At 63.1% G+C, this 26,901-nt stretch carries 29 protein-coding genes and 1 other RNA gene; 19 read left to right on the top strand and 11 right to left on the bottom strand.

All coding sequences use genetic code 11. The features are described from left to right. The coding region (locus tag NCCP436_RS17155; RefSeq protein WP_220805185.1) for an electron transfer flavoprotein subunit alpha/FixB family protein at positions 1-212 on the top strand (212 nt) is incomplete at its 5' end. Between the two features lie 66 nt (positions 213-278). On the opposite strand, the gene NCCP436_RS17150 is transcribed toward NCCP436_RS17155, so the two are convergent. Next, on the bottom strand, positions 279-1,259 hold the full coding sequence (locus tag NCCP436_RS17150; protein ID WP_220805184.1) for an NADPH:quinone oxidoreductase family protein: 981 nt from the start codon (positions 1,257-1,259) through the stop codon (positions 279-281). Positions 1,260-1,417: 158 nt separating this feature from the next. On the opposite strand from NCCP436_RS17150, the gene NCCP436_RS17145 reads away from it, so the two are divergent. Beyond that, positions 1,418-1,822 carry a flagellar basal body-associated FliL family protein gene (locus tag NCCP436_RS17145; RefSeq protein WP_220805183.1) on the top strand — a complete coding sequence of 135 codons (405 nt, stop codon included), beginning with the start codon at positions 1,418-1,420 and terminating at the stop codon, positions 1,820-1,822. Between the two features lie 125 nt (positions 1,823-1,947). On the opposite strand, the gene NCCP436_RS17140 is transcribed toward NCCP436_RS17145, so the two are convergent. From NCCP436_RS17140 to NCCP436_RS17120, 5 genes are all read right to left on the bottom strand, one after another. Continuing rightward, entirely contained in the window at positions 1,948-2,397 is a 450-nt protein-coding gene (locus tag NCCP436_RS17140; RefSeq protein WP_220805182.1) for an EVE domain-containing protein, read from the bottom strand. Positions 2,398-2,762: 365 nt separating this feature from the next. Continuing rightward, positions 2,763-3,359 (bottom strand): 5-formyltetrahydrofolate cyclo-ligase, encoded by a 597-nt coding sequence (locus NCCP436_RS17135; RefSeq protein ID WP_220805181.1) that lies wholly within the window; start codon positions 3,357-3,359, stop codon positions 2,763-2,765. 39 nt (positions 3,360-3,398) lie between these two features. Then, positions 3,399-3,576: non-coding RNA, 6S RNA (ssrS, locus tag NCCP436_RS17130), on the bottom strand. A 64-nt stretch (positions 3,577-3,640) separates the two neighbouring features. Beyond that, a complete protein-coding gene (locus NCCP436_RS17125) occupies positions 3,641-3,946 on the bottom strand; it encodes a cell division protein ZapA (protein WP_220805180.1) in 306 nt (101 codons plus the stop codon). Beyond that, on the bottom strand, positions 3,943-4,152 hold the full coding sequence (locus tag NCCP436_RS17120; RefSeq protein WP_220805179.1) for a TIGR02449 family protein: 210 nt from the start codon (positions 4,150-4,152) through the stop codon (positions 3,943-3,945). The genes NCCP436_RS17125 and NCCP436_RS17120 overlap by 4 nt, the downstream gene beginning before the upstream one ends. A 190-nt stretch (positions 4,153-4,342) precedes the next feature. Between NCCP436_RS17120 and NCCP436_RS17115 the strand changes: the two genes are divergently transcribed. From NCCP436_RS17115 to NCCP436_RS17045, 15 genes are all read left to right on the top strand, one after another. After that, on the top strand, positions 4,343-4,897 hold the full coding sequence (locus NCCP436_RS17115; protein WP_220805178.1) for a YecA family protein: 555 nt from the start codon (positions 4,343-4,345) through the stop codon (positions 4,895-4,897). A 19-nt stretch (positions 4,898-4,916) separates the two neighbouring features. Further along, positions 4,917-6,251, top strand: coding sequence for a Xaa-Pro aminopeptidase (gene pepP, locus NCCP436_RS17110; RefSeq protein ID WP_220805177.1), 1,335 nt, complete (start codon positions 4,917-4,919; stop codon positions 6,249-6,251). 4 nt (positions 6,252-6,255) lie between these two features. Next, positions 6,256-7,440 carry a 2-octaprenyl-6-methoxyphenyl hydroxylase gene (gene ubiH, locus NCCP436_RS17105; RefSeq protein ID WP_220805176.1) on the top strand — a complete coding sequence of 395 codons (1,185 nt, stop codon included), beginning with the start codon at positions 6,256-6,258 and terminating at the stop codon, positions 7,438-7,440. A gap of 78 nt (positions 7,441-7,518) precedes the next feature. Further along, positions 7,519-8,736, top strand: coding sequence for a 2-octaprenyl-3-methyl-6-methoxy-1,4-benzoquinol hydroxylase (locus tag NCCP436_RS17100; protein ID WP_220805175.1), 1,218 nt, complete (start codon positions 7,519-7,521; stop codon positions 8,734-8,736). A gap of 110 nt (positions 8,737-8,846) precedes the next feature. Then, positions 8,847-9,848, top strand: a complete 1,002-nt coding sequence (locus NCCP436_RS17095) for an extracellular solute-binding protein (RefSeq protein WP_220805174.1) — start codon at positions 8,847-8,849, stop codon at positions 9,846-9,848. Between the two features lie 139 nt (positions 9,849-9,987). Continuing rightward, positions 9,988-11,604, top strand: a complete 1,617-nt coding sequence (locus tag NCCP436_RS17090) for an iron ABC transporter permease (RefSeq protein WP_220805173.1) — start codon at positions 9,988-9,990, stop codon at positions 11,602-11,604. Between the two features lie 302 nt (positions 11,605-11,906). Then, positions 11,907-12,989: a glycine cleavage system aminomethyltransferase GcvT gene (gene gcvT, locus NCCP436_RS17085; protein ID WP_220805172.1), complete on the top strand. Its 1,083-nt coding sequence runs from the start codon at positions 11,907-11,909 to the stop codon at positions 12,987-12,989. Between the two features lie 84 nt (positions 12,990-13,073). Beyond that, entirely contained in the window at positions 13,074-13,463 is a 390-nt protein-coding gene (gcvH, locus tag NCCP436_RS17080; protein WP_220805171.1) for a glycine cleavage system protein GcvH, read from the top strand. A gap of 174 nt (positions 13,464-13,637) precedes the next feature. Next, positions 13,638-13,952: a metalloregulator ArsR/SmtB family transcription factor gene (locus NCCP436_RS17075; RefSeq protein WP_220805170.1), complete on the top strand. Its 315-nt coding sequence runs from the start codon at positions 13,638-13,640 to the stop codon at positions 13,950-13,952. Further along, a complete protein-coding gene (locus tag NCCP436_RS17070; protein ID WP_220805169.1) occupies positions 13,949-14,383 on the top strand; it encodes a YeeE/YedE family protein in 435 nt (144 codons plus the stop codon). The genes NCCP436_RS17075 and NCCP436_RS17070 overlap by 4 nt, the downstream gene beginning before the upstream one ends. 2 nt (positions 14,384-14,385) lie before the next feature. Then, positions 14,386-14,805 (top strand): DUF6691 family protein, encoded by a 420-nt coding sequence (locus NCCP436_RS17065; RefSeq protein WP_220805168.1) that lies wholly within the window; start codon positions 14,386-14,388, stop codon positions 14,803-14,805. A 14-nt stretch (positions 14,806-14,819) separates the two neighbouring features. After that, positions 14,820-15,011 (top strand): DUF2892 domain-containing protein, encoded by a 192-nt coding sequence (locus NCCP436_RS17060; protein ID WP_220805167.1) that lies wholly within the window; start codon positions 14,820-14,822, stop codon positions 15,009-15,011. Positions 15,012-15,027: 16 nt separating this feature from the next. Beyond that, on the top strand, positions 15,028-15,891 hold the full coding sequence (locus NCCP436_RS17055; protein WP_220805166.1) for an MBL fold metallo-hydrolase: 864 nt from the start codon (positions 15,028-15,030) through the stop codon (positions 15,889-15,891). After that, positions 15,881-17,581 carry a SulP family inorganic anion transporter gene (locus tag NCCP436_RS17050; protein ID WP_220805165.1) on the top strand — a complete coding sequence of 567 codons (1,701 nt, stop codon included), beginning with the start codon at positions 15,881-15,883 and terminating at the stop codon, positions 17,579-17,581. Before NCCP436_RS17055 ends, NCCP436_RS17050 begins: the two co-directional genes overlap by 11 nt. A gap of 110 nt (positions 17,582-17,691) precedes the next feature. Then, positions 17,692-18,681 (top strand): cytochrome-c peroxidase, encoded by a 990-nt coding sequence (locus tag NCCP436_RS17045; RefSeq protein ID WP_220805164.1) that lies wholly within the window; start codon positions 17,692-17,694, stop codon positions 18,679-18,681. A 57-nt stretch (positions 18,682-18,738) separates the two neighbouring features. Here the strand turns inward: NCCP436_RS17045 and aguA are convergent, their stop codons facing one another. From aguA to NCCP436_RS17020, 5 genes are all read right to left on the bottom strand, one after another. Continuing rightward, positions 18,739-19,845, bottom strand: coding sequence for an agmatine deiminase (gene aguA, locus NCCP436_RS17040; RefSeq protein WP_220805163.1), 1,107 nt, complete (start codon positions 19,843-19,845; stop codon positions 18,739-18,741). Between the two features lie 78 nt (positions 19,846-19,923). Further along, a complete protein-coding gene (gene aguB / locus NCCP436_RS17035) occupies positions 19,924-20,805 on the bottom strand; it encodes an N-carbamoylputrescine amidase (protein WP_220805162.1) in 882 nt (293 codons plus the stop codon). A gap of 176 nt (positions 20,806-20,981) precedes the next feature. After that, positions 20,982-21,641, bottom strand: a complete 660-nt coding sequence (locus tag NCCP436_RS17030; RefSeq protein ID WP_220805161.1) for a TetR/AcrR family transcriptional regulator — start codon at positions 21,639-21,641, stop codon at positions 20,982-20,984. 63 nt (positions 21,642-21,704) lie between these two features. Further along, positions 21,705-22,766: a polyamine ABC transporter substrate-binding protein gene (locus tag NCCP436_RS17025; RefSeq protein ID WP_220805160.1), complete on the bottom strand. Its 1,062-nt coding sequence runs from the start codon at positions 22,764-22,766 to the stop codon at positions 21,705-21,707. A gap of 158 nt (positions 22,767-22,924) precedes the next feature. Beyond that, positions 22,925-24,304, bottom strand: a complete 1,380-nt coding sequence (locus NCCP436_RS17020; RefSeq protein WP_220805159.1) for a glutamine synthetase family protein — start codon at positions 24,302-24,304, stop codon at positions 22,925-22,927. 751 nt (positions 24,305-25,055) lie between these two features. Between NCCP436_RS17020 and NCCP436_RS17015 the strand changes: the two genes are divergently transcribed. After that, positions 25,056-26,414, top strand: coding sequence for a glutamine synthetase family protein (locus tag NCCP436_RS17015; RefSeq protein WP_220805158.1), 1,359 nt, complete (start codon positions 25,056-25,058; stop codon positions 26,412-26,414). An 83-nt stretch (positions 26,415-26,497) separates the two neighbouring features. After that, positions 26,498-26,901, top strand: a 404-nt coding sequence (locus NCCP436_RS17010; RefSeq protein WP_220805157.1) for an aminotransferase class III-fold pyridoxal phosphate-dependent enzyme, incomplete at its 3' end; no start/stop codon positions are given.

The raw sequence follows: 26,901 nt of genomic DNA, 5'->3' as shown, positions 1-26,901 counted from the left end.
TGCAGGTGGGTCAGACCGGCAAGATCGTTGCGCCGCAGCTGTACATCGCCGTTGGTATCTCCGGTGCGATCCAGCATCTGGCTGGCATGAAGGATTCCAAGGTGATCGTTGCGATCAACAAGGACGAGGAGGCGCCGATCTTCCGGGTGGCCGACTATGGCTTGGTCGCCGACCTGTTCGAAGCCGTACCGGAACTGGAAAAACTGGTTTAAGCCGCTTTCTCCACTACAGAAAAGCCCGCTTCTGAAGCGGGTTTTTCTATTCGCGAGGAGCAGGGCTCAGCGCACCTGTATCACCAGCTTGCCCACCGCCTTGCGCTTGGCCAGGATATTGATTGCCTCACCGCCGCGTGTCAGCGGGAAGGTTTGCGATACCAGCGGCTTGAGTCTGCCTTCGGCATGCCAGGCGAAAAGCTGGCGGAAGTTGTCGGCATTGTCTTGTGCCTGGCGCTGGGCGAAGGCCCCCCAGAACACGCCGACCAGCGACGCGCCCTTGAGCAGCGGCAGGTTGGCCGGTAGGGCCGGAATACCACCGCCGGCGGCAAAACCCACCACCAGGAAACGACCGTTCCAGGCAATGCTGCGGAACGCTTCCTCGAACAGCGCACCACCCACCGGGTCGTAGATCACGTCTGCGCCTTGGCTATTGGTGAGCTTCTTCACCTCGTCCTTGAGGCTCTGTTCGTTGTAGTTGATCAGTGCATCGGCGCCGGCATTACGTGCTACTTCCAGCTTTTCGGCACTGCTTGCCGCAGCAATCACCCGGGCACCCATGGCTTTGCCGATTTCCACCGCCGCCAGGCCGACGCCACCGGAGGCGCCGAGTACCAGCAGGGTTTCGCCCGGCTGCAGGCTGGCGCGTTGTTTCAGCGCATGCATCGATGTGCCATAGGTCATGCCGAAGGCGGCTGCTCCGGTCAGATCCATGCTCTCGGGTACAGGCAGCACATTGTAGGCCGGCACCGCCACTTCCTCGGCGAAGCCTCCCCAGCCGGTCAGTGCCATAACCCGATCACCGGCCTTGAGGTGGCCGACTTTCGCGCCCACGGCCTTGACTACGCCGGCCACCTCGCCGCCCGGGGCGAAGGGAAAGGGTGGCTTGAACTGGTATTTGCCTTCGATGATCAGACTGTCCGGGAAATTCACTCCCGCGGCATGCACCTCGATCAGTACCTCGTTGCCTTTCGGCTCGGGGCTCGGCAGGTCTTCCAGTACCAGCGTTTCGGCCGGGCCGAAGGCTTTGCACAGCAGGGCTTTCATCAGCATTGTTCCTCTTGCCAGGTGCCTTGCAGTGTAGGGGGCAGTCGACCCGGGTCAACGAGCATGCCTTGGCCTGATAGTCGGACATAACCGTCGGGCTTGGGTGTGTCGGCCGGGATGGCTATGCTAGATCAATCCCTGATGGAGTGAGCGAAACCGTGAAACTGTTGCCCGCGTTGCTGCTGAGTCTGACGATCTGCCTGCCTGCTCTGGCCTCTTCGGAAAAGAAGAATGAGGCTCCGCAGACGCTGTATCACAACCTGGTGCCGTCGTTGATCGGTAACCTGGCCGATCCCGGTAACCGGCTGAAATTCTTCAAGGCGGATGTCGCCTTGCGTGTTACAGGTAGTGAGGCCGAAGAGCGGCTCAAGTTGCACGAACCGCTTATCCGCCATCAATTGGTGCTGCTGTTCTCGGCCCAGACCAGCGAAACCATCAACGCCCCCGAGGGCCGTGAAGCTCTGCGTCAGCAGGCGTTGCAGCAGGTGCAGGCAGCTATTACCGGCGAGGAGGGGCGGCCTATCGTAGAAGATCTGCTGTTCAACAACCTGATCATTCAGTGAATGGTTCGGGCGTTTGCCTCAGACCATCGGTGTCAGCGTTTGCGCACGGGTAGCATTGCCCCTGTGAATGGGCGGTAAATGGAGTCTGCGCTGGTGAAACCGTTCAGCTTCCGGTCTGCCGAGCTTCAGAGCATGGCGCGGATTGCCGCCCACTGCGCCTCATTCACCGGCATCACTGACAGACGACTGGCGCGTTGTACCAACGGCAGTTCGCTGAGCAGTGGATTGTTCTTCAGTTGTTGCAGTGGCAATACCTCGGCGAAGGCCTCGACGAACTCCACGTCCAATGCACTCCAGGGATTGCGCTCGGCGCTGGCTTTGGGGTCGTGATAGGGGCTGTGCGGATCCAGCGCGGCCGGATCCGGGTAAGCCGGCGTGACGATTCGCGCAACTCCGACAATACCGGGACGGGGGCAACTGGAGTGATAGAAGTAGAACAGGTCGCCCGTCTGCATCGCCCGCATGAAGTTGCGCGCCTGGTAGTTGCGCACACCGTCCCAGCGTGCCTGACCCTGCCGTTGCAGGTCGTGGATGGAAAGTTCCTCGGGTTCCGATTTCATCAGCCAGTAAGGCATGAACTTTGCTCCTGCAGTTGAGTCTGTTAGCAGCGACACCTTGGTGAAACCCTCCGACAGTCGGTTGGCGTCAGAAATTGCACGGTGAACGGGACTGGCGGAAAATACCCGTCTTAACGCCGGGCGTCGTCGTATTGCACATAACAATAACGCGCGATCGACGCGTGGAGTTGCCTTGAAGGGGGAGGCAATAGATGAAACGCAAGCCGGATCTTTTGTGGGTTCTTGTAGTACTTTTCAGTCTGGGTGTGGTTACTACAGGTTACACCCAGGGGCTCTGGGAGCGTCAGGGCGAAGCCACGAGCCAAGTCTCGAAGCCCTAGCGCACTCTGCCCGGCACCGCAGGGAGCGCGGTGTCGAACCCTTCAGTACCAGCCCTTGTCCGTCACCGTGGCCTGTAGGGGTACGTCCCAGCTGGCCATTTCCAGTTCGTCCACTCGCTGACATTCATGCGCCAGGCCCAGCAGGATTGGTGATTTCCAGTGCTTGCGCCGGCGCAGGTAGGCCAGACTGCGGTCGTAAAAGCCTCCTCCCATCCCCAGACGTCCGCCCCGGGCGTCGAAACCCACCAGTGGCAACAACAGCAGATCCAGCGCCCAAACCTTGCGCTGGCGCTTGATCTGCGGCCGCGGTTCGAGAATGCGGAAGCGGTTGCCTGCCAGTTTTTCGTGCCGGCTAACACGCTGGAATACCATTCTGGTGCGCGGCCAGGCACTGAGTACTGGCAGATAGGTGTGTTTGCCGCGCTTCTGGGCTGCGACCAGTAGAGGGCGCGGATCGATCTCGCCGTCATTGGGCAGGTACAGGGCAATGTGCCGGGCGCGGCGCAGTAGCGGATGCTGGGCCAACTGGCGATACAGGTTGCGGGCGGCCAGGCGCTGCTGGCTACGACTCAGAGCGCGGCGGCGCTGGCGGAGCAGGCGGCGCAACTGCGGGCGGCTGAGAGGCGTGGAGGAATTCATGGACTGGGACGTATGGGGGCGACCAGTGAGGAATAATGAAGGCTTCCCAGCGTGCCGCTGTCGGTTTAGCCCTTGAACCCGAAAGTTCAAGGTGGAGGATGCAGGAGGCGTTAAGGCTTTCCGTCAGGCGGACATGCACACCGGCCCCACTTACAACCCCCGTGGTTGTGCGTATCGGCTCAGGGACATCCCCGACTGGCGCACACCCCAGGAAGTTGCCTCAGTATACCTGAAGAGATGGGTAGCAGGGTGCTCTGCGACAAACTGGCCGGCAACCGGCTTCAGGTAGCCGGATCGTCGGCCAGGGCCTGGTCGACACGATCGAGCAGGGCGCGCACCTGCTGGCGGGTGGAGTTGGCATCCTGATCCAGGCGCTGCTGCTTGTGCAGCAGCTCGTGAGTGATGTTCAGGGCCGCCATTACCGCTATGCGGTCGGCGCCGATGACTTTGCCGCTGGAGCGGATTTCGCGCATCTTGCCGTCGAGGTAGCGGGCGGCACTCTCCAGATTGGCGCGTTCGTCCTGCGGACAGGCGATGCAATATTCTTTGTCCAGAATCTGGACGGTAACGGTATTCGGCTGGGTCATGAGTCCTGCTCCAGAGCTTTGAGGCGCGAAATCATCGATTCGACCTTGTGTCGGGCCAATTCGTTCTTCTCGATCAGATGAGCGCGCTCCTCGCGCCAGGCCTTTTCATTTGCCAGCAGGAGTCGATTATGGGCCTTGAGCTGCTCGACACGCTGGATCAGCTGTTCCAGCTTGGCGGTCAGGGCTTGCAGATCGGCGTCTTCCATGGGCTCTCGCTATGGGGTGGCTGGGCTGGACTATATAGGTCTGTACCGGGGGCGGGTCAAACCGCATGGCGATGGCGTGATCTCGCGCGGGGCATCACCCCGGCGGCCTCGGATGGTCTTGCCGCGCCTGCCGGTGCTAGGATACGAGGCCTTCATTCTAGAGACTGCGCCGCCTGGCGCCTAGCTATCTATGTCGACTTCAAGCTCACCCTATGCCGCCTTCGCGACTTTGCTCAGCAGTGCCGGGCATTTCGTTTCTCCTGCCGAACTACATGGCCTGTTGCTGGGCCGCAGTTGTGCCGGCGCCGGTTTCGATGCCGATGCCTGGCTGCTTGATGCTGCCGATCTGCTCGGTGGCGAGCCGCAGGACAGCGTGCGCCAGGCGCTGATCGGCCTGCAGGAAATGGTCAAGGGCGAGTTGAGCAGCGAGGACATCGCGCTGGTGCTGTTGCTGCCGGATGACGAAGCGCCTCTGGCGCAGCGTGCCGAGGCCCTTGGCCAGTGGTGCCAGGGTTTCCTCGCCGGCTTCGGCCTGACTGCCCGGGACGGCGCCTTGAGTGCCGAGGCCATGGAGGTGTTGCAGGATCTGTCGGCCATCGCCCAGGTTCAGGGGTCGCTGGAAGAGTCCGAAGATGGCGAAAGCGACTATATGGAAGTGATGGAGTACCTGCGCGTGGCGCCGTTGCTGCTATACAGCGAGTGCGCCAAACCGACGACGCCTGTCGCCAAACCTTCCCTGCACTGAGATCATCCGGGAGCCCATCTTGACCCGCATTCCCAAGTCCGAATACGCCCGCCGGCGCAAGGCGCTGATGGCGCAGATGGAGCCTAACAGCATCGCTATCCTGCCTGCCGCGCCGGTATATATCCGCAATCGCGATGTCGAGCACGTCTACCGCCAGGACAGCGACTTCCAGTACCTTACCGGCTTTCCCGAACCGGAGGCTGTGATGGCCTTGATTCCGGGCCGCGAGCACGGTGAGTACGTGCTGTTCTGTCGCGAGCGTGACCCGGAGCGGGAACTGTGGGACGGGCTGCGTGCCGGCCAGGACGGCGCGATCAGGACCTATGGCGCCGACGATGCCTTCCCCATCGGCGATATCGACGACATTCTGCCGGGGTTGATCGAAGGACGCGAGCGCGTCTACTACGCCATCGGTTGCAATCAGGAGTTCGATCAGCGGCTGATGGAGTGGATCAACCATATCCGCGCCAAGGCTCGCCAGGGGGCTACGCCACCCAACGAGTTCGTTGCTCTCGACCATCTGCTGCATGACATGCGTCTGTACAAGTCGGCGGCCGAGGTGAAGGTGATGAAGACGGCCGCCGAGATCAGTGCGCGTGCCCACGTGCGCGCCATGCAGGCCAGCCGCGCCGGGCTGTACGAGTACCACCTGGAAGCCGAGCTGGATTACGAATTCCGCAAGGGTGGGGCGAAGATGCCGGCCTACGGCAGCATCGTCGCCGCTGGCAAGAATGCCTGTATCCTGCACTACCATGAGAATGACGCGCCGCTGAAGGACGGCGACCTGGTGTTGATCGACGCCGGCTGCGAGATCGACTGCTACGCCAGCGACATCACCAGGACTTTCCCGGTCAATGGCAGGTTTTCGCCCGAGCAGAAGGCTATCTACGAGATCGTCCTGGAGGCGAATCTGGAAGCCATGAAATACATCGCTCCGGGACGGCACTGGAACGAGGCCCACGAGGCTACCGTGCGGGTGATTACCGCAGGTCTGGTGGAGTTGGGATTGCTTGAGGGCGAGGTCGACGAACTGATCGCCAGCGAGGCCTACAGGCCGTTCTACATGCACCGCGCCGGTCACTGGCTGGGCATGGACGTACACGACGTTGGCGACTACAAGGTCGGCGGACAGTGGCGTGTGCTTGAGGCGGGCATGGCGATGACTGTCGAGCCCGGCATCTACATTGCCCCGGATAACGACAAGGTGGCGAAGAAATGGCGCGGCATTGGTGTGCGTATCGAGGATGACGTAGTGGTGACCCGCAGCGGTTGCGAAGTGTTGACCGGTGGCGTGCCGAAGACGGTGGCCGAGATCGAGGCGCTGATGGCCTCGTCCCGCAGCGAGGTGGCCTGAAGTCATGTCGAGTGCCACGCTGGCGATCATCGGCGGCGGCCTGGTCGGCGCCAGCCTCGCTCTGGCCTTGCAGGATGCGGCACGCCAGCGTGGCTGGCACATCGTACTGATCGAGCCATTCGCACCTGGCAGCGTATACCAGCCCAGTTACGATGCGCGCTCCACGGCACTGTCCTACGGCAGCCGGCTGATCTACGAACGTCTGGGGCTCTGGCAGGCCATTGCCCGGCGTGCCGAGCCTATTCAGCAGATTCACGTGTCGGATCGCGGCCGTTTCGGCGCCACTCGGCTGCTGGCCATGGAGGAGGGCGTTCCGGCGCTCGGTTACGTGGCCGAGAACGCCTGGCTCGGCCACTGCCTGTGGCAGGCGCTGGATCAGCAGGTAGTTGAGTGGCGCTGCCCGACCGAAGTCGTGACCATGCAGCGCCTGGATCACGGCTATCGCTTGGGCCTGAATGATGAAACTTCGCTTGACTGCGGCCTGGCCATCCTCGCCGACGGTGGGCGCTCCGGTCTGCGTGAGCAGCTTGGTATCGGTGTGCGGGTGCGGCCCTATGGCCAGAGCGCGCTGGTGGCCAACGTCAGTCCTCTGGAGGCTCATCGCGGCCAGGCCTTTGAACGTTTCACCGATGACGGGCCTATGGCCCTGCTGCCGCTGTCCGATAACCGCTGCGCGTTGATCTGGACGCGTGCCGCCGCCGACGCCGAGCGGTTGCTGCGGCTGGACGAAAAGTGTTTTCTCGGCGAGTTGCAGCAGGTCTTCGGTTACCGTTTGGGAGCGCTGCAGCAGGTTGGCGCCCGCCATCTCTATCCGCTGAGCCTGGTCGAGGCGCAGGAACAGGTACGTCCGCATCTGGTGGTGCTGGGCAATGCTGCACATAGCCTGCATCCCATCGCCGGCCAGGGGTACAACCTGTCACTGCGCGATACCCTGGCGCTGGCCGAGGTGCTGAGTGAAAGCACCGCGCCGCTTGGTGACTTTGCCACGCTGCAGCGTTATCTGCAGCGCCAGACACTTGATCAGCAACTGACCGTGGGCTTTTCGGATCAGGTCACTCGACTGTTCAGTAACGCCCAGCCGCTACTGACAGCCGGGCGCAATCTGGGGCTGCTCGGACTTGACCTGCTGCCACCGGCCAAGCGTTGGTTTGCCCGGCAGGCCATGGGCCTGGGAGTGCGCAGCCTGTGAACGGCGCGTGGCGGCCGTGCGCGAGCTATCATCCGGTGCGCCTGGCGTGCCGTCATCGTCAATGACGCAGGAATGAACATGCGAGCGGATCTGATCATCGTGGGTGCCGGTATGGTCGGCAGTACCCTGGCACTGGCTCTGGAACACGCCGGCCTGGAGATCATCGTGGTCGACGGCAGCCCGCTGAATGTTGCTCCGTTCGACACCTGCGCGCCGTTTGAACCGCGAGTCAGTGCCCTGTCCATGGCCAGTCAACGCATTCTCCAGCGTCTCAGCGCCTGGCCGGGGGTTGCTGCGCGGCGTGTCTGCCCCTATGGTGAAATGCAGGTCTGGGATGGTTCCGGCACCGGCAGCATTCATTTCTCCGCTGCCAGCGTGCACGCCGATGTTCTGGGGCATATCGTCGAGAACCGGGTGGTGCAGGATGCCCTGCTGGAGCGTCTGCACGACAGCCAGATCGGTCTGCTGCCGGGGGCGCGTCTGGAGCAGTTGCGTCACAGCGGTGACGACTGGCTGCTGACCCTGGCCGATGGCCGCCAGTTGCGTACGCCTCTGCTGGTGGCGGCTGATGGTGCCAACTCCGCGGTGCGTCGGCTGGCCGGCTGCGCCACCCGCGAGTGGGATTATCTGCACCATGCCATTGTCACCAGCGTGCGCTGCGAGCAGCCGCACCGAGGGACTGCCTGGCAGCGTTTCACCGATGATGGTCCGTTGGCTTTCCTGCCTCTGGCCGGGTCGCCTGGAGAACACTGGTGTTCGATCGTCTGGTCGACCGTGCCGACCGAAGCCGAGCGACTGACGGCGCTCGACGACGTGGCGTTCTGTGCCGAATTGGGGCGCGCATTCGAGGAGCGGCTCGGCAAGGTGCTGCATGCGGATCGGCGGCTGTGCATTCCGCTGCGTCAGCGTCATGCCAAGCGCTACGTGGAGCCCGGGCTGGCGCTGATTGGCGATGCCGCGCATACCATTCATCCACTGGCCGGGCAGGGGGTTAACCTTGGCATGCTCGATGCGGCGGTGCTGGCCGAGGTACTGCTGCATGCCCGGGAGCGGGGCGAGCGTCTTGAGCAAATGCGTGTGCTGAGTCGTTTCGAGCGTCGGCGTATGCCGCACAACCTGGCGATGATGGCGGCGATGGAGGGGTTCCAGCGGCTGTTCCAGGCCGATCCCCTGGCGTTGCGGCTGCTGCGCAATGTCGGCCTCGACATGGTCGATGCCCGGGCCGAGGCCAAGGCGCTGTTCGTGCGTCAGGCTCTGGGGCTGTCGGGCGATCTGCCGGAGCTGGCCAAGGCCTGAAGCGACTTGTCCTGTGACAAGGCTTTTAACCTGTTCTGCGCTTTGTATTGAGAAGGCAAATAACATTCACTACTATTCAGCCACTTTTTCGTTCTTAAGAGGCTGCCCCCATGAAGGCTCGCAATGCTCTTCTCGCTGCATTTACCCTCAGTACCCTGGCTGCTGCTGTGCAGGCAGCCGATGAAGTGGTGGTCTACTCCTCGCGTATCGATCAGTTGATCAAGCCGGTGTTCGATGCCTACACCGAGAAGACTGGCGTGCAGGTGAAGTTCATCACCGACAAGGAAGCGCCGCTGATCGCCCGTCTCAAGGCCGAAGGTGCCAACACCCCGGCTGACATGCTGATCACCGTCGATGCCGGCAACCTTTGGCAGGCCGAGCAGGAAGGCGTTCTGCAGCCAACCAAGTCCGCGGTCATCGAGGCCAATATCCCGTCCCAGTACCGCTCCAGCAGCGACAGTTGGACCGGCCTGTCGCTGCGTGCGCGCACCATTTTCTACTCTACTGAGCGGGTCAAGCCGGAAGAGCTGTCGACCTACGAAGCCCTGGCCGAGCCGAAGTGGGAAGGCCGTCTGTGCCTGCGTACCAGTAAGAAGGTTTACAACCAGTCGCTGACTGCCACCCTGATTGAGGCTCATGGCGCCGAGAAGACCGAGGAAATCGTCAAGGGTTGGGTCAACAACCTGGCCACTGACGTGTTCGCCGACGATACCGCGCTGTTGCAGGCCATCGATGCCGGCCAGTGCGACGTGGGCATCACCAATACCTACTATTACGGCCGTCTGCACAAGCAGCAGCCGGATCTGAAGGTCAAGCCGTTCTGGCCGAACCAGAGTGACCGTGGCGTTCACGTCAACCTGGCCGGTGCCGGCGTTACCAAGTACGCGCCGCATGCCGAACAGGCGCGCAAGCTGCTGGAGTGGATGACCACCCCGGAGGCTCAGAGCATCTTCGCCGGCGTCAACCAGGAGTATCCGGCCAACCCGGCAGTCGAGCCGTCTGCCGAAGTCCTTTCCTGGGGCACTTTCAAGGCTGACAACGTTCCGACCGAAGTGGCCGGCAAGCGTCAGGCCGAGGCGACCATGCTGATGGATCGTGCCGGCTGGCAGTAATCGGCCGGCCCGGTTCGGGTTCCGGATGCCGGGCGGCGCGCAGGTTGATGTGCGTCCTTCGGTGATCCGCTACGCTGCCGTTATACTGCGACGCCCCGCCTAGCCGGGGCGTCGTCTTTTCCGTTGTCGAGGAGTTCGCGTGCCGCATCCTGTCCAGCGCCGCTGGTATCCCATCGTCCTTGCCGTCGCCGCGCTGGTGCTGATGCCGTTGTCGGTGTTGCTGCTGAGCTGGCACGAGGTGGACGGGCAGATCTGGTCGCACCTGTGGCAGACGCAGATTCCACGACTGCTCGGCAACACTCTGATCCTGGTACTGGGCGTCGGCATCGGTGTGACGCTGCTGGGGGTGAGCCTGGCCTGGCTCACCAGCCTCTGCGAGTTTCCCGGCCGGCGCTGGCTGGACTGGGCGCTGATGCTGCCGTTTGCCATTCCTGCCTATGTACTGGCCTTTGTTTTCGTCGGCCTGCTGGACTTCGCCGGCCCGGTGCAGACGCTGCTGCGCGAATGGTTCGGCAGCGGTCTGCGCCTGCCTCGGGTGCGTTCCACCGGTGGCGTGATCATCGTTCTGGTTCTGGTGTTCTATCCCTATGTCTATCTGCTCGCCCGTGGCGCGTTCCTGGCTCAGGGCAAGGGGCTGATGGAAGCGGCGCGGGTGCTCGGACAGAGCCCCTGGCAGGCTTTCTGGCGCGTGGCTCTGCCAATGGCGCGGCCGGCCATCGGTGCCGGCCTGGCGCTGGCGATCATGGAGACCCTGGCCGATTTCGGTGCGGTTTCGGTATTCAACTTCGACACCTTCACCACGGCCATCTACAAGACCTGGTACAGCTTCTACAGCCTGACCAGCGCAACTCAACTGGCCAGCTTGCTGTTGCTGGCGGTGGCACTGGTGCTCTATGGCGAGCGCCGTGCCCGTGGTGCTGCGCGTCCGGCCAGCGAGCGGCCGCGTGGCAAGGCGCTGTATCACCTGCGTGGCTGGAAGGCGTTTGCCGCCAGTGCCTGGTGCGGTCTGGTGTTCGCCTGTGCCTTCGTCATCCCGTTGCTGCAATTGCTGGTGTGGTTCTGGCAGCGCGGCCGCTTCGATCTCGATGAACGCTACGCGGCGATGATTCTGCACACGCTCTACCTCGGTGTGCTGGCGGCGCTGGTGACTGTAGCGGTAGCCATGCTGCTGGCCTTTGCCCGGCGTCTGGCGCCCAGCCGTGGTGTGCGCCTCGGCGTGGCGCTGGGCAATCTGGGCTACGCGTTGCCGGGGTCGGTGCTGGCAGTGGCGATAATGCTGGCCTTCAGCTTTCTCGACCGCGAACTGGTGATCCCCTTGTCGACGGCGCTGGGAGGTGCCGGCAAGCCGCTGCTGCTGGGCAGTCTGTCGGCGCTGCTGGTGGCCTATCTGATCCGCTTCATGGCGGTGGCCTTCGGCCCGCTGGAAACCAGCCTAGCGCGCATTCGCGCCTCCCTGCCTGAGGCCTCGCGCAGCCTGGGGGTCGGCGGCATCGGACTGTTCCTGCGGGTCTACCTGCCGCTGTTGCTGCCGGGCACTCTGACCGCCGCGCTGCTGGTATTCGTCGACGTGCTTAAGGAGATGCCGGCCACTTTGCTGATGCGGCCATTTGGCTGGGATACCTTGTCGATCCGGGTGTTCGAGATGACCAGCGAAGGCGAATGGGCGCGTGCCGCGCTGCCGGCCCTGACTCTGGTGCTGGTCGGTCTGTTGCCGGTGATCCTACTGATCCGCCGTTCGGCGCGCGGCATCGGTTGAGCCTCAGGGGCGACCTTGGTCAGATGACCCCCGGCCGCCATACGGCTACAATGCGCGCCATTCGCGAGCCGGGTGACCCGGCAAGATGTATCTGGAAGCGTTGCCAACGACTGCATGGATGCAGGAGTAGGGCGAAGCAGGAAGCTTGAGCCGAGGCGCCAGTGTAAGGCGCAGGCAGGCGAGAAACGCCCGGCTGTGCTTTTGCACATGGGCCTTTCGAGTCTGGCTGTAACGCAGCAATGGCACCGCAGGCAGCTTCCAGGAGTCTGAATCGCTTCGCCAAGCCCGGAAGGAGATAACCCATGGGACAGCGTACCCCCCTCTACGACCTGCACCTGGCGCTGGGCGCCAAGATGGTGGATTTCGGTGGATGGGACATGCCCCTGCACTACGGTTCGCAGGTGGAAGAACATCATCAGGTGCGTCGCGATTGCGGCGTGTTCGACGTCTCGCACATGTGTGTGGTGGATGTTGGCGGGCTCGGAGCCCGGGCCTACCTGCAGCGCCTGCTGGCCAACGACGTGGCGCGCCTGGAGGCGCCCGGCAAGGCCCTGTACAGCGCCATGCTCAACGAGCAGGGGGGGGTGATCGACGATCTGATCGTCTACCTCACCGACCAGGGCTACCGACTGGTGCTCAATGCCGGTACCCGCGACAAGGATCTGGCCTGGATGCACGCCCAGGCTGGCGATTTCGAGGTGCAGCTGCACGAGCGCCGAGATCTGGCCATGCTGGCCATTCAGGGCCCTCGCGCCCGGGCGCGTACTGCCGAGCTGGTGACCCAGGCACGCGCAGCGCTGATCCATGAACTCAAGCCTTTTCAGGGGTTGCCTGATGGCGACTGGTTCATCTCCCGAACCGGCTACACCGGTGAAGACGGACTGGAAATCATGTTGCCGGCCAGCGAAGTGGTGTCCTTCCTCAATGAGCTGGTCGGCGTCGGTATTGCTCCGATCGGTCTGGGCGCGCGCGACACCCTGCGTCTGGAGGCTGGTATGAATCTCTATGGTCAGGACATGGACGAGCAGGTCTCGCCGCTGGCCGCCAACATGGGCTGGACGCTGGCCTGGGAGCCGGTCGGACGTGATTTCATCGGTCGTCCGGCGGTGGAGGCGTTGCATGCCGCCGGTTGCCCGAGCAAGCTGGTTGGCCTGGTGCTTGAGGAGCGCGGGGTATTGCGCGCCCATCAGGTCGTGCGCATTGAGGGCATAGGCGAAGGTGAGATCACCAGCGGCAGTTTCTCGCCTACGCTGAACAAATCCATTGCCCTGGCACGTGTGCCGGCGGCCACGGGAGATCGTGCCGAGGTGGAAATCCGTGGCAAGTGGTTTCCCGTGCGGGTGGTCAAGCCAAGCTTCGTCCGCTTTGGCAAGGCTCTGATCTGAACATCGGGCGGCGCAGGAACTGCAGCCGCCTGCTAAATTGTCTTGGCGGCCTGCTGCGCCGTCATCGCTTACGAGGAATCGAACATGAGCAATATCCCCGCCGATCTGCGTTATGCCGCCAGCCATGAGTGGGCCCGACTGGAAGCCGATGGCAGTGTCACCGTGGGCATCTCCGACCACGCTCAGGAAGCCCTCGGTGACGTGGTGTTTGTCGAGCTGCCGGAAGTCGGTCGTCAGCTGGCCGCCGGTCAGGAGGCCGGTGTGGTGGAGTCGGTCAAGGCCGCATCCGACATCTACGCTCCGGTCGGTGGCGAGGTGATTGCCATCAACGAAGCTCTGGTCGATAGCCCGGAGAGCGTCAACAGCGATCCGTACGGCAGCTGGTTCTTCAAGCTCAAGCCGAGTGATGCCGGAGAGCTGGACAAGCTGCTCGACGCTGCTGCCTATAAGGCTGCTGCCGACGCTGACGCCTGATCCGCGTCACTTGCAGAAAACCCGCTTCGGCGGGTTTTCGCGTTTATGACGTAGGGCGGGTGCACCCCGCCAATCACCCTGGCGGGGTGCACCCGCCCTACGCCTGTTCCGCAGTTGACACCTTCATTCAATACAATATATAAAAATACATATTGTATTGAATGAAGGTGCTCCATGGCCGATCCGCTCGACCTCCAGCGACTGCGTGCCAATGCCGATGCCGCCGGGCAGTTGCTCAAGGCGCTGGCCAATCCGGATCGCCTGCTGCTGCTGTGCCAGCTGTCGCAGGGCGAGCGCAACGTCAGCGAGCTGGAGACGCTGCTGGGCATCCAGCAGCCCACCCTGTCCCAGCAACTGGCGGTGTTGCGCCGCGAAGGGCTGGTGGCGACCCGCCGCGAGGGCAAGCAGATCTTCTACCGCATCAGCAGCCCGGCGGCGCTGGCGCTGATCGAGACCTTGTACCGCCTGTTCTGCGAGGGCCAGCAATGACCATCGACTGGGCCAGCTTCACGCCCTGGAGCGCCCTGGCCGGCGGCGCGTTGATCGGTCTGGCGGCGGCTGTCTTCGCCCTGGCCAATGGCCGTGTCGCCGGGATCAGCGGCCTGCTCGGCAGCCTGTTGCAGCGCGGCGCCGAGGGGCGCGGCGAGAAGGCGGCGTTCCTGCTCGGGCTGCTGCTGGCGCCATTGCTCTGGGGGCTGTTCGCCGCGCTGCCGGACATCCGCTTCGAGGGCGATGCGCTGGGGCTGATCGTCGCCGGCCTGCTGGTCGGCATCGGCAGCCGCTATGGCTCGGGCTGCACCAGCGGCCATGGCGTGTGCGGCATTGCCCGCCTTTCGCCGCGCTCGCTGCTGGCCACGCTGTGCTTCATGGCCAGCGGTTTCGCCACGGTGTTCGTATTGCGTCACCTGCTGGGAGGTTGAACATGGCCAGACTCGGTGCATTCGTCTCTGGCTTGCTGTTCGGTCTCGGCCTGCTGCTGGCCGGCATGGCCGACCCGGCCAAGGTGCTGGCCTTTCTCGACCTGGCCGACAACTGGGACCCCTCCCTGGCGCTGGTGATGGCCGGCGCCATCGGCGTCGCCGCGCTGCCGCTGCTGCTGGCGGGCAGGCGCTCGCGCGCGCTGCTGGGCGGCACCATGCAGTTGCCGACGCGCCGCGATGTGGATGCCCGGCTGGTCGGCGGCAGCCTGCTGTTCGGCGTCGGCTGGGGCATCGCCGGCATCTGCCCGGGGCCGGCCGTCGCCCTGCTGCTCGTCGGCCACTGGCAGGCGCTGCTGTTCGTCCTGGCGATGCTCGCCGGCATGCTGATCTTTGCCGCGCTGGAGGGCCAGCGCGGGCGTTGACCTGGAGAACCACGATGAAAGCCAATGTTGGAACCCTCGACCGCAGCCTGCGCATTGCCGTTGGCCTGATCCTCATCGCCCTGAGCCTGGGCGGCGTCATCGGCCTGTGGGGCTGGATCGGCCTGCTGCCGCTGGCCACCGGCATCTTCCGCTTCTGCCCGGCCTATCCGCTGCTGGGCATCGATACCTGCAAACGCAAGTCCTGATCGTCCGGGAGCCGCCATGTCCGCCGTCATCACCCCGTTCTTCGACCCGGCCACCTTCACCTACAGCTATGTGGTCAGCGATCCCGACAGCGGCCGCTGCGCCATCATCGACTCGGTGCTGGACTACGATGCGGCCTCCGGGCGCACCTCGCATGCCGGCGCCGAGCGCATCGTCGCCCATGTCCGGGCGCAGGGACTGACGGTGGACTGGCTGCTGGAGACCCACGTGCATGCCGATCATCTTTCCGCCGCGCCCTATCTCAGGCAGGAGCTGGGCGGGCGCCTGGCCATCGGCGCGCAGATCACCCAGGTGCAGCGCACCTTCGGCGAGCTGTTCAATGCCGGTAGCGGGTTCGCCCGCGACGGCCGCCAGTTCGACCGGCTGTTCGCCGATGGCGAGCGTTTTCGCATCGGCGGCCTCGACGCCCAGGCGCTGCACACGCCGGGGCATACCCCGGCCTGCATGACCTATGTGGTCGGCGATGCCGCCTTCGTCGGCGACACCCTGTTCATGCCGGACTACGGCACGGCGCGCTGCGACTTTCCCGGCGGCGATGCGCGCGTGCTGTATCGCTCGATCCAGCGCCTGTTCGCCCTGCCGGACGCGACCCGGCTGTTTCTCTGCCACGACTACAAGGCGCCGGGGCGCGAGCATTTCCACTACCAGAGCACGGTGGCCGAGCAGCGCGCGCACAACGTGCATGTGCGCGAAGGCGTCGGCGAGGACGCGTTCGTCGCCATGCGCCGGCAGCGCGATGCCACCCTGTTCATGCCGGCGTTGATCCTGCCTTCGGTACAGGTGAACATGCGCGGCGGCGAACTGCCCCCGCCGGAAGACAACGGGGTGCGTTATCTCAAGGTGCCGCTGAATGTCCTTTGAGCCCCTGCGCGGCTATTGGCGCAACTCGGCCGGTGCCGACCTGATCGCGGCGCTGCTGGTTTCCCTGCTGCTGGTGCCGCAGGCATTGGCCTATGCGCAGCTGGCCGGCCTGCCGGCGGTCGCCGGCTTGTACGCGAGCATCCTGCCGCTGGCGGTGTATGCGCTGCTCGGCGGCAGCGCCGGGGTGGCCCTGGCGCTGGGGCCGGTGGCGATCCTGTCACTGATGACTGCCGCCGCGCTGCAGCCGCTGGCGCCGCCGGGCAGTGCTGCCTACCTGGCTGCAGCGGCGCTGCTGACACTGCTGGTGGGGTTGTTTCTGCTGGCCATGAGCCTGCTGCGGCTCGGTGTGCTGGCCAACTTCCTCAGCCATCCGGTGATCGCCGGTTTCGTCAGTGGCTCGGCGATTCTGATTGCGGCCAGCCAACTGGGGCATTTGCTCGGTATCCGTGGTAGCGGCCAGAGCCTGCCGGACCTGTTGCCGTCGCTGGCCGCGCAGCTGGAGCAGATCCATTTGCCGACGCTGTGGCTGGGGCTTGCCAGCGTGGCTTTTCTGCTCGGGTTGCGACTGTTGCGCCGCTATCTGCCGGTGCGCCTGGGCGGCTGGCTGGTGCGCCTTGGTGCGCTGCTGCTGGTGCTGCTGGGTATCCTCGCTAGCGTACTGCTGGATTTGGAGGCGCTGGGCGTACGCGTGGTCGGTACGGTGGCTGCCGGGCTGCCGTCATTGAGCTTGCCGCCGGCGGATTTGACACTACTGCATCAATTGTGGCCTGCCGCCCTGTTGATTGCTCTGGTCGGCTTCGTCGAGTCGGTGTCCATTGCCCAGAGCCTTGAGGCGCGGCGGCGGCGCTCGGTCAACCCGGATCGTGAGTTGCGTGGGCAGGCTGGAGCCAACTTGGCGGCGGCACTAACTGGAGGCTTTCCCGTAGCTGCCAGCTTTTCCCGTTCGGCGCTGGCGCTGGAAACCCCGGTAGCTACGCCGCGAGTGGGGCTCTGGGTGGCGGCGCTGATGCTGGGGGCGGCGCTGGGGCTGGCGCCGCTTCTGCAACATCTGCCTCAGGCGGTGCTGGCGGCGACCATTCTGGTCGCCATTCTCGGACTGATCGACCTGCGTACGTTGCGGCGTACCTGGCGTTATTCGCGGCAGGATGGTGTGGCACAGTTGGTCACTCTGCTCGGGGTGCTGTTTCACGGTGTGGAGACCGGCATCCTGCTTGGCGTCGCGTTGTCGCTGCTGCTGTTTCTCTGGCGCACCAGTCGGCCGCATATCGCCGTGGTCGGTCTGCTACCGGGTACCGAGCATTTTCGCAACATTGAGCGCTTCGACACGTTGGAGAGTCGCACGGTGCTGTCGCTACGGGTGGATGAGAGCCTGTATTTCCCCAATGCCCGTTATCTGGAGGAGCGCATCGCCGAACTGGTAGCGCAGCGACCACAGGCGCGCTATCTGGTGTTGCAGTGCTCGGGGGTCAACCTGATTGACGCCAGCGCGCTGGATTCGCTGGAAACCATTGCTGCTCGTCTGGCCAGTGCCGGCTTGCAGCTACACCTGTCAGAGGTCAAGGGGCCGGTGATGGACAGGCTTAAACGCTCGGATTTTCTCGAGCGTTTCGGCGGGCAGGTGTTTGTCAGCCAGTATCAGGCGCTGACGGCTCTCGATCCGCAGTTGCTGGAAACCGGCACAGAGCGTTGAAGCGCGTGGAATAAGTCAGCCATCGGCTTGACATGGGTCAAGGCTGTGATGGCGATATGAGAGCATGGTGGTTGCAACCGTAACCGCCATATAAAACGAGGAGAAATCCCATGCGCTCCCTGAGTCTGTTGGCAGGGGTATGCCTGAGCGTTAACGCCTTGGCCGCCGTTCCCGCCAACGAACCTGTGCAGCCCATTGCCCCGGCCGAAATCACCAGCCCTGCCAAGGTAGAGCTGGGCAAGCAGTTGTTCTTTGACCCGCGCCTGTCGCGCTCCGGCTTCATTTCCTGCAACTCCTGCCACAATCTGTCCATGGGCGGCAGCGACAACCTGCCGACCTCTATCGGCCACAACTGGCAGGAAGGGCCGATCAACTCGCCTACTGTGCTCAACTCCAGTCTCAACCTGGCGCAGTTCTGGGACGGCCGCGCCGCCGACCTCAAGGAGCAGGCTGCCGGGCCGATCGCCAATCCGAAGGAAATGGCTTTCACCCATATTCTGGCCATCGACGTGCTGCGCTCCATCCCGCAGTACCGGGATGCCTTCAAGACTGTCTACGGCAGCGAGGAAATTACCCTCGACGACGTTACCGACGCCATTGCCGAGTTCGAGAAGACCCTGGTCACTCCCAACTCGCGCTTCGACAAGTGGCTCAAGGGCGACAAGGACGCCATCACCCAGACCGAGCGTGAAGGCTACGAGCTGTTCAAGTCGATTGGTTGCGTGGCCTGCCACAACGGCCCGGCACTGGGTGGCAACTCGTTCCAGAAAATGGGCCTGGTCGAACCCTATCAGACCGACAACCCCGCCGAAGGCGTGGCCGGCCTGACCGGCAAGGATGCGGACCGCTTCAAGTTCAAGGTGCCGACTCTGCGCAACGTCGAACTGACCTACCCCTACTTCCACGATGGTGCCTACTGGAAACTGGAGGAGTCGGTGGATGTCATGGCGCGTCTGCAACTGGGTCGCAAGCTGAGCGACGAGGAGATTGGCAAGATCACCGCCTTCCTCAAGACCCTGACCGGCGAGCAGCCGAGCTTCGCTCTGCCGATCCTGCCGCCGTCGAGCAACGACACCCCTCGCCCGCAGCCCTTCGAGTAGGCGGCAACGGGGAAAAGAAAAACGCCCGGCACTGCCGGGCGTTTTGTGTGCAGCGGCTCAGCGGCCTTGCGGCGCCGGTTGCTGCTGGGTGATGCAATGGATGTTGCCGCCGCCGAGCAGGATCTCGCGGCCCGGCACCATCACCACGCGGTGCTCGGGGAATACCCGCTCAAGGATGGCGCGGGCCTCGGTGTCCTTCGGATCGTCAAAGCTTGGCGCGACAATGCCGCCGTTGACGATGAGGAAGTTGACGTAGGAGCCGGCCAGGCGGATCGACGGGTCGCGCTCCTGGCTGCCTTCGACGATGTCGACGCCGGCGCACTCTTCCTCGCTGGCATGGATCGGCCCGGGGATCGGCATCTTGTGTACTATCAGTTGGCGACCCCTGGCATCGCGGACGCTTTCCAGTACCTTCATGGCGGCCTGGCAGCGTGGGTAGTTGGGGTCGTTTTCGTCGTCGGTCCAGGCCAGCAGCACCTCGCCCGGGCGCACATAGCAGCAGAAGTTGTCGACGTGGCCGTCGGTTTCGTCGTTGTACAGGCCGTCCGGCAACCAGATAACCCTTTCTACTGCCAGGTGATCGCACAGCACCGCCTCGATCTGCTCGCGGGAAAGGTGCGGGTTGCGGTTCCTGTTGAGCAGGCATTCCTCGGTAGTGATCAGGGTGCCTTCGCCGTCGACGTGGATCGAGCCACCCTCGAGAACGAAGCCTTCTGTGCGGTAGCGCTTGCAGCCCTCGATCTCGAGGATCTTGCGCGCTACCTGATCGTCACGCTGCCATGGCCAGTACAGGCCGCCGTTGAAGCCGCCCCAGGCGTTGAAGGCCCAGTCCACGCCGCGTACCTCGCCGTGCTCGTTGACCACGAAGGTGGGGCCGGTGTCGCGTACCCAGGCGTCGTCCGTGGTGATTTCCACCACACGGATGTTGTCGGCATCCAGGCGTGCGCGGGCATTCTCGTATTGCGCGGCAGAGGCGCAAACGGTTACCGGTTCGAACTGGGCGATGGCTTTGGCCACAGCGGTAAAGGCGGCCTGCGCCGGCTTGCCGCCAAGGCGCCAGTTGTCCGGTCGCTCGGGCCAGACCATCCAGGTCTGGTGGTGGGGCTCCCATTCCGCCGGCATGCGGAAGCCATCGGCACGAGGAGTACTGTTCAGGGTGGTCATAGGGTCACCTCTTGTCCGGAAACATCCGGGACGTCTGTCGTCGGGCCCGGTAATGACCCGGGCGCGGGTTTGCGCTGCTCAGCAGGAGCGGTTTTCTCCGTCAAGCGTAGAAAGTGGCCAGTATAGGTTTGGCCGGCGATCGCGGAATACACCCCAGGCGGTACGCACGCGCTCCAGTTCATCCAGGTCGAAGCTGTGCACCAGAACGCCTTCTTCCTGCTGGCCCAGTTCTGCGACCTTGGCACCGAACTGGTCCGCGATGAAGGAGCTGCCGTAGAAGGTGATGGCGTAATCTTCCTGTTCCTCACGACCGATCCGGTTGCTGGCTACCAGCGGTATCAGGTTGGCGCCGGCATGGCCTTGTTGCACGCGCTGCCAGTGCTCGCGGGAGTTGATGGTCGGGTCATGCGGTTCGCTGCCGATTGCAGTGGGGTAGAGCAGGATCTCTGCGCCCATCAGCGCCATGCTGCGTGCGGTCTCCGGGAACCACTGATCCCAGCAGATGCCGACGCCAATGCGGGCATAGGCCGTGTCCCACACCTTGAAGCCGGTGTCGCCCGGGTTGAAGTAATACTTTTCATGGTAGCCGGGGCCGTCCGGGATATGGCTTTTCCGATAAATACCGAGATTTTTGCCGTCGGCATCAATGATGGCGATGCTGTTGAAGCGTGCTCGTCCTGAGCGCTCGAAGAAGCTGATCGGCAGTACCACGCCCAGCTCGGCAGCAAGCCTGGAGAAGTGAGTGATGGCCGGGTTCTGGTCTGTCGGGGTGGCCAGCTGGGTGTAGTCGGCATTCGGCTTCTGGCAGAAGTAAGGCGTTTCGAACAGCTCCTGCAGCAGGATGATCTGCGCGCCTTGAGCGGCGGCGCGGCGTACCAGCTTTTCGGCGTTGGCTAGGTTGGCGGCCTGATCCCAGGAGCAGGCCATCTGGGTGGCGGCGACGGTGACGATGCGGGACATAAAGCACCTCTTGGTTCGTTCGCGGATCCGCAAAGATCCTTTCGCTATGCCGTGGCGGAATGCAGGCCAGGGCGGTATGTTCGATTTATATCCGATAAATATCGATATTTGAAGCGCGAAAACAAGAGGTAGCGGAAATTCTCCGGATTTTTCCCGGAGCAAAATCCGTATAGGGATCAGTGTTGGGGCAAGGCGTCGGCCAGTGGCTGGGGACGCTTGGGCAGTGCGGCGGGCAGGTAGAGACCAAGGTAGGCGTCGAATACGCGCATGCCTTCGGCAGCCAGACGCGGAGTGATCTCGCCGTGCAACTGCACCGAGCGGGCATAGACGCGGTCGCCCAGTTCCATGGCCAGGGCGAACACATCGATATCCGTCGGCAGCTGTGGTAGCGGGAAATGGCGGTTGAAAAGGGCCTGCATCAGCCGGCCCAGTTCCAGGTCATGCTGGTGATCGGCCCGGGTGACTTCGGTCAGCCCGTGCTGGGCGAGAATCAGTTGGCGGGCGGCGGCATCGTGGGCATAGATCGCCAGCATGCGCTGTTCGACCAGATGCGAGAGATCGTGCCAGTCGTTCAGCGCGGCGTGATCCACCGGCTCCAGCAGGCAGGCTCGAAAGGCAGCGTGAATATCGCCCGTCAGCCCTTCAAGCAGGGCCGGAACGCTGGCGAAAAAGTGGTAGACCGAGGATGGCGGGATCGCGGCACGCTCAGCCACGGCATAGATCGACAGACCGCTCATGCCTTGCTCGGCCAGCAACTCGCGGGCTGCGGCCAGAATCTCGGCGATCCTGGCCTGGCTGCTGGCGCGGGGCTTGCGCTGGGGACTGGGGCGCGGCATGGCGAACTCCTGGATGAAGAGACGCTATTGGACGCCAGCCAGACGACCTCAGGCAAGCCCGTTTCAGCTGCCGTTGCGGAACTGCTGCCAGACGCGGTCACGCACCACGGTGTGCTTCTCTGAGAGTACCTCTACCGGATGCAGGCGGCGCTTGGTGTCCTGATCCGGATACAGACCGACTTCTTCCAGCAGGGCGGGGGCGAGGAACTCTGCCGAGCTGGCGTTGGCATTGGGATAGAGGATTTCCTGGGTGATTTTCGCCGCTACCTTCGGCTGCAGCAGGTAGTCGATGAAGCGATGGGCCAGGTCGACGCGGTTGGCATTGCTGGGAATCGCCAGGTTGTCGATGAATACCACCGAACCTTCTTCCGGCACCACGAAGCGTACCGGCTGGCCGGCCTGGGCTGCGGCCAGGGCATCGCCGATCCAGGCCATGGCCAGGCACAGCCGGCCGTTGGCCAGATCATCGATGTAGCGTTCGCTGTCGACATAGCGTACATGTGGACGCAGCTCATTCATCAGTAGCTCACCGGCCCGTTCTATGCGGCTCGGCCCGCTGCGGGCAAGACTGCGGCCCTGGTAGTTGAGCAGCAGCGATAGGGTCTCGTCCGGTGCGTCCAGCACGCTGATACCGCATTCGGCCAGGCGCGAGCTGTGCTTGCTGTCGAAAAGTACACTCCAGCTGTTCGGCAATGAACCACCGAAGGCGGCCTCGGCCTGCGGCACGTTGATTGCCAGGCCGACCGCTCCCCACAGATAGGGCACCGTATGACGGTTCTGTGGATCCACTGCGGCCAGCTTGCTGAGAATCTGCTTGTCCAGGTGGCGACGGTTCGGCAGGTGCTGCAGGTCCAGCGGCTGCAGATAGCCCGCGGCGATCAGTGCGGGCAGTTCGTTGTGTTGTGGCACTACCACGTCGAAGGGTTCGCCCTTGGCCAAGGCACTGGTCAGTTCCTCGGCGGTGGAAAAGGTACGGTAGTCGACCTTGATGCCGGTATCACGGGTGAAGTCTTCCAGCACCTGTGGAGCGATGTAGTCGTTCCAGTTGTAGACGCGGATGCTGTCATCGGCGTAGCAAAGCGCTGAGGCCAGAGTTAGCGCTAGGGTGGTGAAGACGCGGTACATGGGTAGCTCCTGAAGTGTGATGGCAACATTATCCCGTCGGGCAGACTCCGGGGTTGATTCAGGTCAGCGGCACACTGCCCTGAGGGCAGTTTCTGCACTGGGGCGTACAGAATTCAGGCAAAAAGACGCCGGCTCTGAGGCCGGCTGTCTTGGGTCGATCATACGGTGTGCAGGTACCAGTTGTACTCCAGGTCCGAAATGGTGGTCTCGAACTCCTGCAGTTCCGCTTCCTTGCACGCGACGAAGATGTCGATGTACTTCGGATCGATGTATTTGTTCAGTACCTCGCTGTCGTCCAGTTCGCGCAGTGCGTCGCGCAGGTTGTTCGGCAGGCTCGGTTCGAGCTTCTCGTAGGCGTTGCCCTCAACGGGCTCACCCGGCTCGATCTGGTTGGTCAGGCCGTGGTGCACACCGGCAAGGATGGCCGCCAGCATCAGGTAAGGGTTGGCGTCGGCGCCGGCCACACGGTGTTCGATGCGCACGGCATCCGGGCTGCCGGTAGGCACGCGTACGGCTACGGTACGGTTGTCCAGCGCCCAGCTCGGTGCATTGGGTACGAAGAAGTTGGCGCCGAAGCGGCGGTAGGAGTTCACGTTGGGGCAGAGAAACGCCATGGTCGCCGACATGGTGTCGAGCAGACCGCCGATGGCATGCCGAAGCGAGCTGTTCTCCAACGGGTTGTCGGCGGCGAAGATGTTCTGTCCGGTCTTCTTGTCCAGCAGCGAGATGTGCACGTGCAGGCCGTTGCCAGCCTGGCCCGGGTAGGGCTTGGCCATGAAGGTGGAGTCCATCTCGTGGTCGTAGGCGATGTTTTTGATCAGGCGCTTGAGCAGCAGGGCGTAGTCACAGGCCTTGATGGCGTCTTCGACGTGGTGCAGGTTGACCTCGAACTGTGCTGGAGCACTTTCCTTGACGATGGCGTCGGCCGGGATGCCCTGCTCCTTGGCGGCTTCGAGCATGTCCTGCAGACAGTCGACGTACTCGTCGAGGTCGTCGATCAGGTAGACCTGGGTAGAGTGTGGGCGCTTGCCGGAAATCGGCGAGCGTGGCGGCTGCGGACGACCATTCACGTTCTCCTGGTCGATCAGGTAGAACTCCAGTTCGAAGGCTGCGCAGATCCGCAGGCCCAGTTCGTCGAACTTCTGTACCACCTGGCGCAATACCTCGCGCGGGTCGGCAAAGAAGGGGGTGCCGTCCAGCTCGTGCATGGTCATCAGCAATTGCGCGGTGGGGCGCTTCTGCCAGGGCTCCTTACACAGGGTATTGGGAATGGGGAAGCAGATACGGTCGGCGTCACCGATATCCAGGCCAAGGCCGGTGCTTTCGACGGTGGAGCCGTTGATGTCGAGAGCAAACAGGGAAGCTGGCAGGTTGATGCCTTTCTCGTACACCTTGTGAAGAGCGTTACGGTCGATGCGCTTGCCGCGCACCACACCGTTCATATCTGCAATAAGAAGGTCGACGAACTGGACCTCAGGATGTTCCTTAAGGAACGCGTTCGCTTCATTAAGCTGAACGGCACGCGGGGGTACCGACATGATGCAACACCTTTTGTTAAATATATCAATCATGCGAGTGCATGGGTGTGAGTCAATCCGAAACGCTGTTGGCTGTCAAGCTGCTCCCAGAGCGCACTATGGCGGGGCGTTCTGCCCATTCTAGGGGCGTTTATAGGTTTTTTTTCGGTAGCTGCAGAGCTCTTTGCCAGCCGGCTAAATAGGGTGTATTCGATTTTTTACAGCCCTATTGTGTAAAAAAATGAACAAGGCTAAGCTCGGGTCAAACCCATAACAGCAATAATACGGGTGTCCCATGTTTTGCCTGCCGATCATCGGCGCCAATGCCTGCCGCAGAAGCTTCGCTGACGCTGTCTCCAGTTACGGCGGCGCGGGTGGTTCAAACCTGCAGCCAGGCTCTGCGCGGCTTGTGCCCGTGCCTCATGCCCCGAAGGTGAATACCAGCCTTGGGCGCTCGCGAGGGGCCTTCGGCCTGTCCAGCATTTCCCACATCAGCGTAGATGGCAATTTGCTGCCGCGCGACTTCCATCGTGTCCTGCCCGAGAGACGGCGCGACCTGTTACCCGTTTCTGCCTCCCTGAATGATCTGCGACCACCCGGCTGGCCGGCTCTGCGCAAAGTGAAAAGTCAGGTGCTGGAGGTGCTCTGTCCCGAGTAGCATCTCCCTGAATATCTCGTCTGCTCTCAGGCCTTTGGTGAGGCTTGCAGGGGGCCGGCGAGGCAACACTGAACCGGCTATAACCTTAGTTGGTTCTACAACCCCGAGGTCTCTATGAGTACCAAGCTAGACCAGCTCACGAGCTGGCTGAAAGAACGCAAAATCACCGAAGTTGAATGTCTGATCAGCGATCTGACCGGCATTGCCCGCGGCAAGATCTCGCCGACCAACAAGTTCCTCGACGAGAAGGGCATGCGCCTTCCCGAGAGTGTGCTGCTGCAGACCGTCACCGGCGACTATGTCGAGGACGACATCTATTACGACCTGCTGGACGAAGCGGACATCGACATGTTCTGCCGTCCGGATCCCGACGCGGTATTTCTCGTACCCTGGGCTGTCGAGCCGACCGCCATGGTGATCCACGACACTTTCGACAAGCAGGGCAACCCCATTGAACTGTCACCGCGCAATGTCCTCAAGAAGGTGCTCAAGCTCTACGCCGACAAAGGCTGGCGGCCCATTGTTGCGCCGGAGATGGAGTTCTATCTGACCAAGCGCAGCAGCGACCCGGACTTCCCGCTGGAGGCGCCGATCGGTCGCTCCGGTCGTCCGGAAACCGGCCGTCAGAGCTTCTCCATTGATGCCGCCAACGAATTCGACCCGTTGTTCGAAGATATGTACGACTGGTGCGAATTGCAGGGGCTGGACCTGGATACCCTGATCCATGAAGAAGGCCCGGCGCAGATGGAGATCAACTTCCGTCATGGCGACGCTCTGCACCTGGCCGACCAGATTCTGGTGTTCAAGCGCACCATGCGCGAAGCCGCGCTCAAGCACGATGTGGCTGCCACCTTTATGGCCAAGCCGATCACCGATGAGCCGGGCAGCGCCATGCACATCCACCAGAGCGTGGTGGACATCAAGACCGGCAAGAATATCTTCTCCAATGACGACGGGACGATGAGCGAGCTGTTCCTGCAGCACATTGGTGGCCTGCAGAAATACATCCCCGAGCTGCTCCCTCTGTTCGCGCCCAACGTCAACTCGTTCCGCCGCTTCCTGCCCGACACTTCGGCGCCGGTGAACGTGGAATGGGGCGAGGAGAACCGCACCGTAGGCTTGCGTGTGCCGGAAGCCAGCCCGCAGAACCGCCGTGTGGAAAACCGTCTGGCCGGCGCTGACGCCAACCCCTACCTGGTGCTGGCAGCCTCGCTGCTGTGCGGCTACATGGGCATGGTCGGTAGCGTCAAGCCCAGTGCGCCGGTCAAGGGGCGCGGCTATGAGCGGCGCAACCTGCGCCTGCCGGTGACCATCGAGAGTGCGCTGGAGCGCATGGAGGGCTGCAAGGACGCCGAGAAGTACCTTGGCGAGCAGTTCATGCGTGGTTACGTCGCGGTCAAGCGCGCCGAGCACGAGAACTTCAAGCGCGTGATCAGTTCCTGGGAGCGCGAGTTCCTGCTGCTGTCGGTGTAAGGGGTTGCCGGCCGCACTTGTTGCGACCGGCACCACGAATTCCAGCGGGATGTCCGGCATCCCGCACCAAGAAGGTGCTGTAAATGAACGAACAAGCGAAAAACCCGCAGACCGCACACTGGCAGGCTCTGAGCCGGGCCCACCATTTGGCGCCCTTCAGCGACTACCGCCAGCTGCACGAGAAGGGCCCGCGCATCATCACCGAGGCGAAGGGCGTACACCTGTGGGACAGCGAGGGCAACAAAATCCTCGACGGCATGGCCGGCCTGTGGTGCGTGGCTGTGGGTTATGGCCGCGAGGAGCTGGTCGAGGCGGCCAGTGCCCAGATGCGCCAGCTGCCGTTCTACAACACCTTCTTCCAGACTGCGCATCCGCCGGTCCTGGAGCTGTCCCAGGCCATTTCCGAGCTGGCTCCGGAAGGGATGAACCACGTGTTCTTCACCGGCTCGGGCTCCGAAGGCAACGACACCATGCTGCGTCTGGTACG

Origin of the sequence: Pseudomonas sp. NCCP-436 (genome assembly GCF_019656335.1) — a bacterium.
GTDB lineage: Bacteria > Pseudomonadota > Gammaproteobacteria > Pseudomonadales > Pseudomonadaceae > Aquipseudomonas.
This window is presented reverse-complemented; position numbering and strand designations above follow the sequence as displayed.

What these genes read in the sequence shown, in the direction of transcription:
- NCCP436_RS17070 (WP_220805169.1), top strand. Translation starts at nt 13,949, where the DNA reads ATGACCATCGACTGGGCCAGCTTCACGCCCTGGAGCGCCCTGGCCGGC.
- NCCP436_RS17095 (WP_220805174.1), top strand. Translation starts at nt 8,847, where the DNA reads ATGAAGGCTCGCAATGCTCTTCTCGCTGCATTTACCCTCAGTACCCTG.
- NCCP436_RS17135 (WP_220805181.1), bottom strand. Translation starts at nt 3,359, where the DNA reads ATGAATTCCTCCACGCCTCTCAGCCGCCCGCAGTTGCGCCGCCTGCTC.
- NCCP436_RS17060 (WP_220805167.1), top strand. Translation starts at nt 14,820, where the DNA reads ATGAAAGCCAATGTTGGAACCCTCGACCGCAGCCTGCGCATTGCCGTT.
- NCCP436_RS17055 (WP_220805166.1), top strand. Translation starts at nt 15,028, where the DNA reads ATGTCCGCCGTCATCACCCCGTTCTTCGACCCGGCCACCTTCACCTAC.
- NCCP436_RS17100 (WP_220805175.1), top strand. Translation starts at nt 7,519, where the DNA reads ATGCGAGCGGATCTGATCATCGTGGGTGCCGGTATGGTCGGCAGTACC.
- NCCP436_RS17050 (WP_220805165.1), top strand. Translation starts at nt 15,881, where the DNA reads ATGTCCTTTGAGCCCCTGCGCGGCTATTGGCGCAACTCGGCCGGTGCC.
- NCCP436_RS17025 (WP_220805160.1), bottom strand. Translation starts at nt 22,766, where the DNA reads ATGTACCGCGTCTTCACCACCCTAGCGCTAACTCTGGCCTCAGCGCTT.
- NCCP436_RS17115 (WP_220805178.1), top strand. Translation starts at nt 4,343, where the DNA reads ATGTCGACTTCAAGCTCACCCTATGCCGCCTTCGCGACTTTGCTCAGC.
- NCCP436_RS17140 (WP_220805182.1), bottom strand. Translation starts at nt 2,397, where the DNA reads ATGCCTTACTGGCTGATGAAATCGGAACCCGAGGAACTTTCCATCCAC.
- ubiH (WP_220805176.1), top strand. Translation starts at nt 6,256, where the DNA reads ATGTCGAGTGCCACGCTGGCGATCATCGGCGGCGGCCTGGTCGGCGCC.
- NCCP436_RS17020 (WP_220805159.1), bottom strand. Translation starts at nt 24,304, where the DNA reads ATGTCGGTACCCCCGCGTGCCGTTCAGCTTAATGAAGCGAACGCGTTC.
- aguB (WP_220805162.1), bottom strand. Translation starts at nt 20,805, where the DNA reads ATGTCCCGCATCGTCACCGTCGCCGCCACCCAGATGGCCTGCTCCTGG.
- aguA (WP_220805163.1), bottom strand. Translation starts at nt 19,845, where the DNA reads ATGACCACCCTGAACAGTACTCCTCGTGCCGATGGCTTCCGCATGCCG.
- NCCP436_RS17075 (WP_220805170.1), top strand. Translation starts at nt 13,638, where the DNA reads ATGGCCGATCCGCTCGACCTCCAGCGACTGCGTGCCAATGCCGATGCC.
- NCCP436_RS17120 (WP_220805179.1), bottom strand. Translation starts at nt 4,152, where the DNA reads ATGGAAGACGCCGATCTGCAAGCCCTGACCGCCAAGCTGGAACAGCTG.
- NCCP436_RS17015 (WP_220805158.1), top strand. Translation starts at nt 25,056, where the DNA reads ATGAGTACCAAGCTAGACCAGCTCACGAGCTGGCTGAAAGAACGCAAA.
- gcvT (WP_220805172.1), top strand. Translation starts at nt 11,907, where the DNA reads ATGGGACAGCGTACCCCCCTCTACGACCTGCACCTGGCGCTGGGCGCC.
- NCCP436_RS17150 (WP_220805184.1), bottom strand. Translation starts at nt 1,259, where the DNA reads ATGAAAGCCCTGCTGTGCAAAGCCTTCGGCCCGGCCGAAACGCTGGTA.
- NCCP436_RS17065 (WP_220805168.1), top strand. Translation starts at nt 14,386, where the DNA reads ATGGCCAGACTCGGTGCATTCGTCTCTGGCTTGCTGTTCGGTCTCGGC.
- NCCP436_RS17030 (WP_220805161.1), bottom strand. Translation starts at nt 21,641, where the DNA reads ATGCCGCGCCCCAGTCCCCAGCGCAAGCCCCGCGCCAGCAGCCAGGCC.
- gcvH (WP_220805171.1), top strand. Translation starts at nt 13,074, where the DNA reads ATGAGCAATATCCCCGCCGATCTGCGTTATGCCGCCAGCCATGAGTGG.
- NCCP436_RS17125 (WP_220805180.1), bottom strand. Translation starts at nt 3,946, where the DNA reads ATGACCCAGCCGAATACCGTTACCGTCCAGATTCTGGACAAAGAATAT.
- NCCP436_RS17045 (WP_220805164.1), top strand. Translation starts at nt 17,692, where the DNA reads ATGCGCTCCCTGAGTCTGTTGGCAGGGGTATGCCTGAGCGTTAACGCC.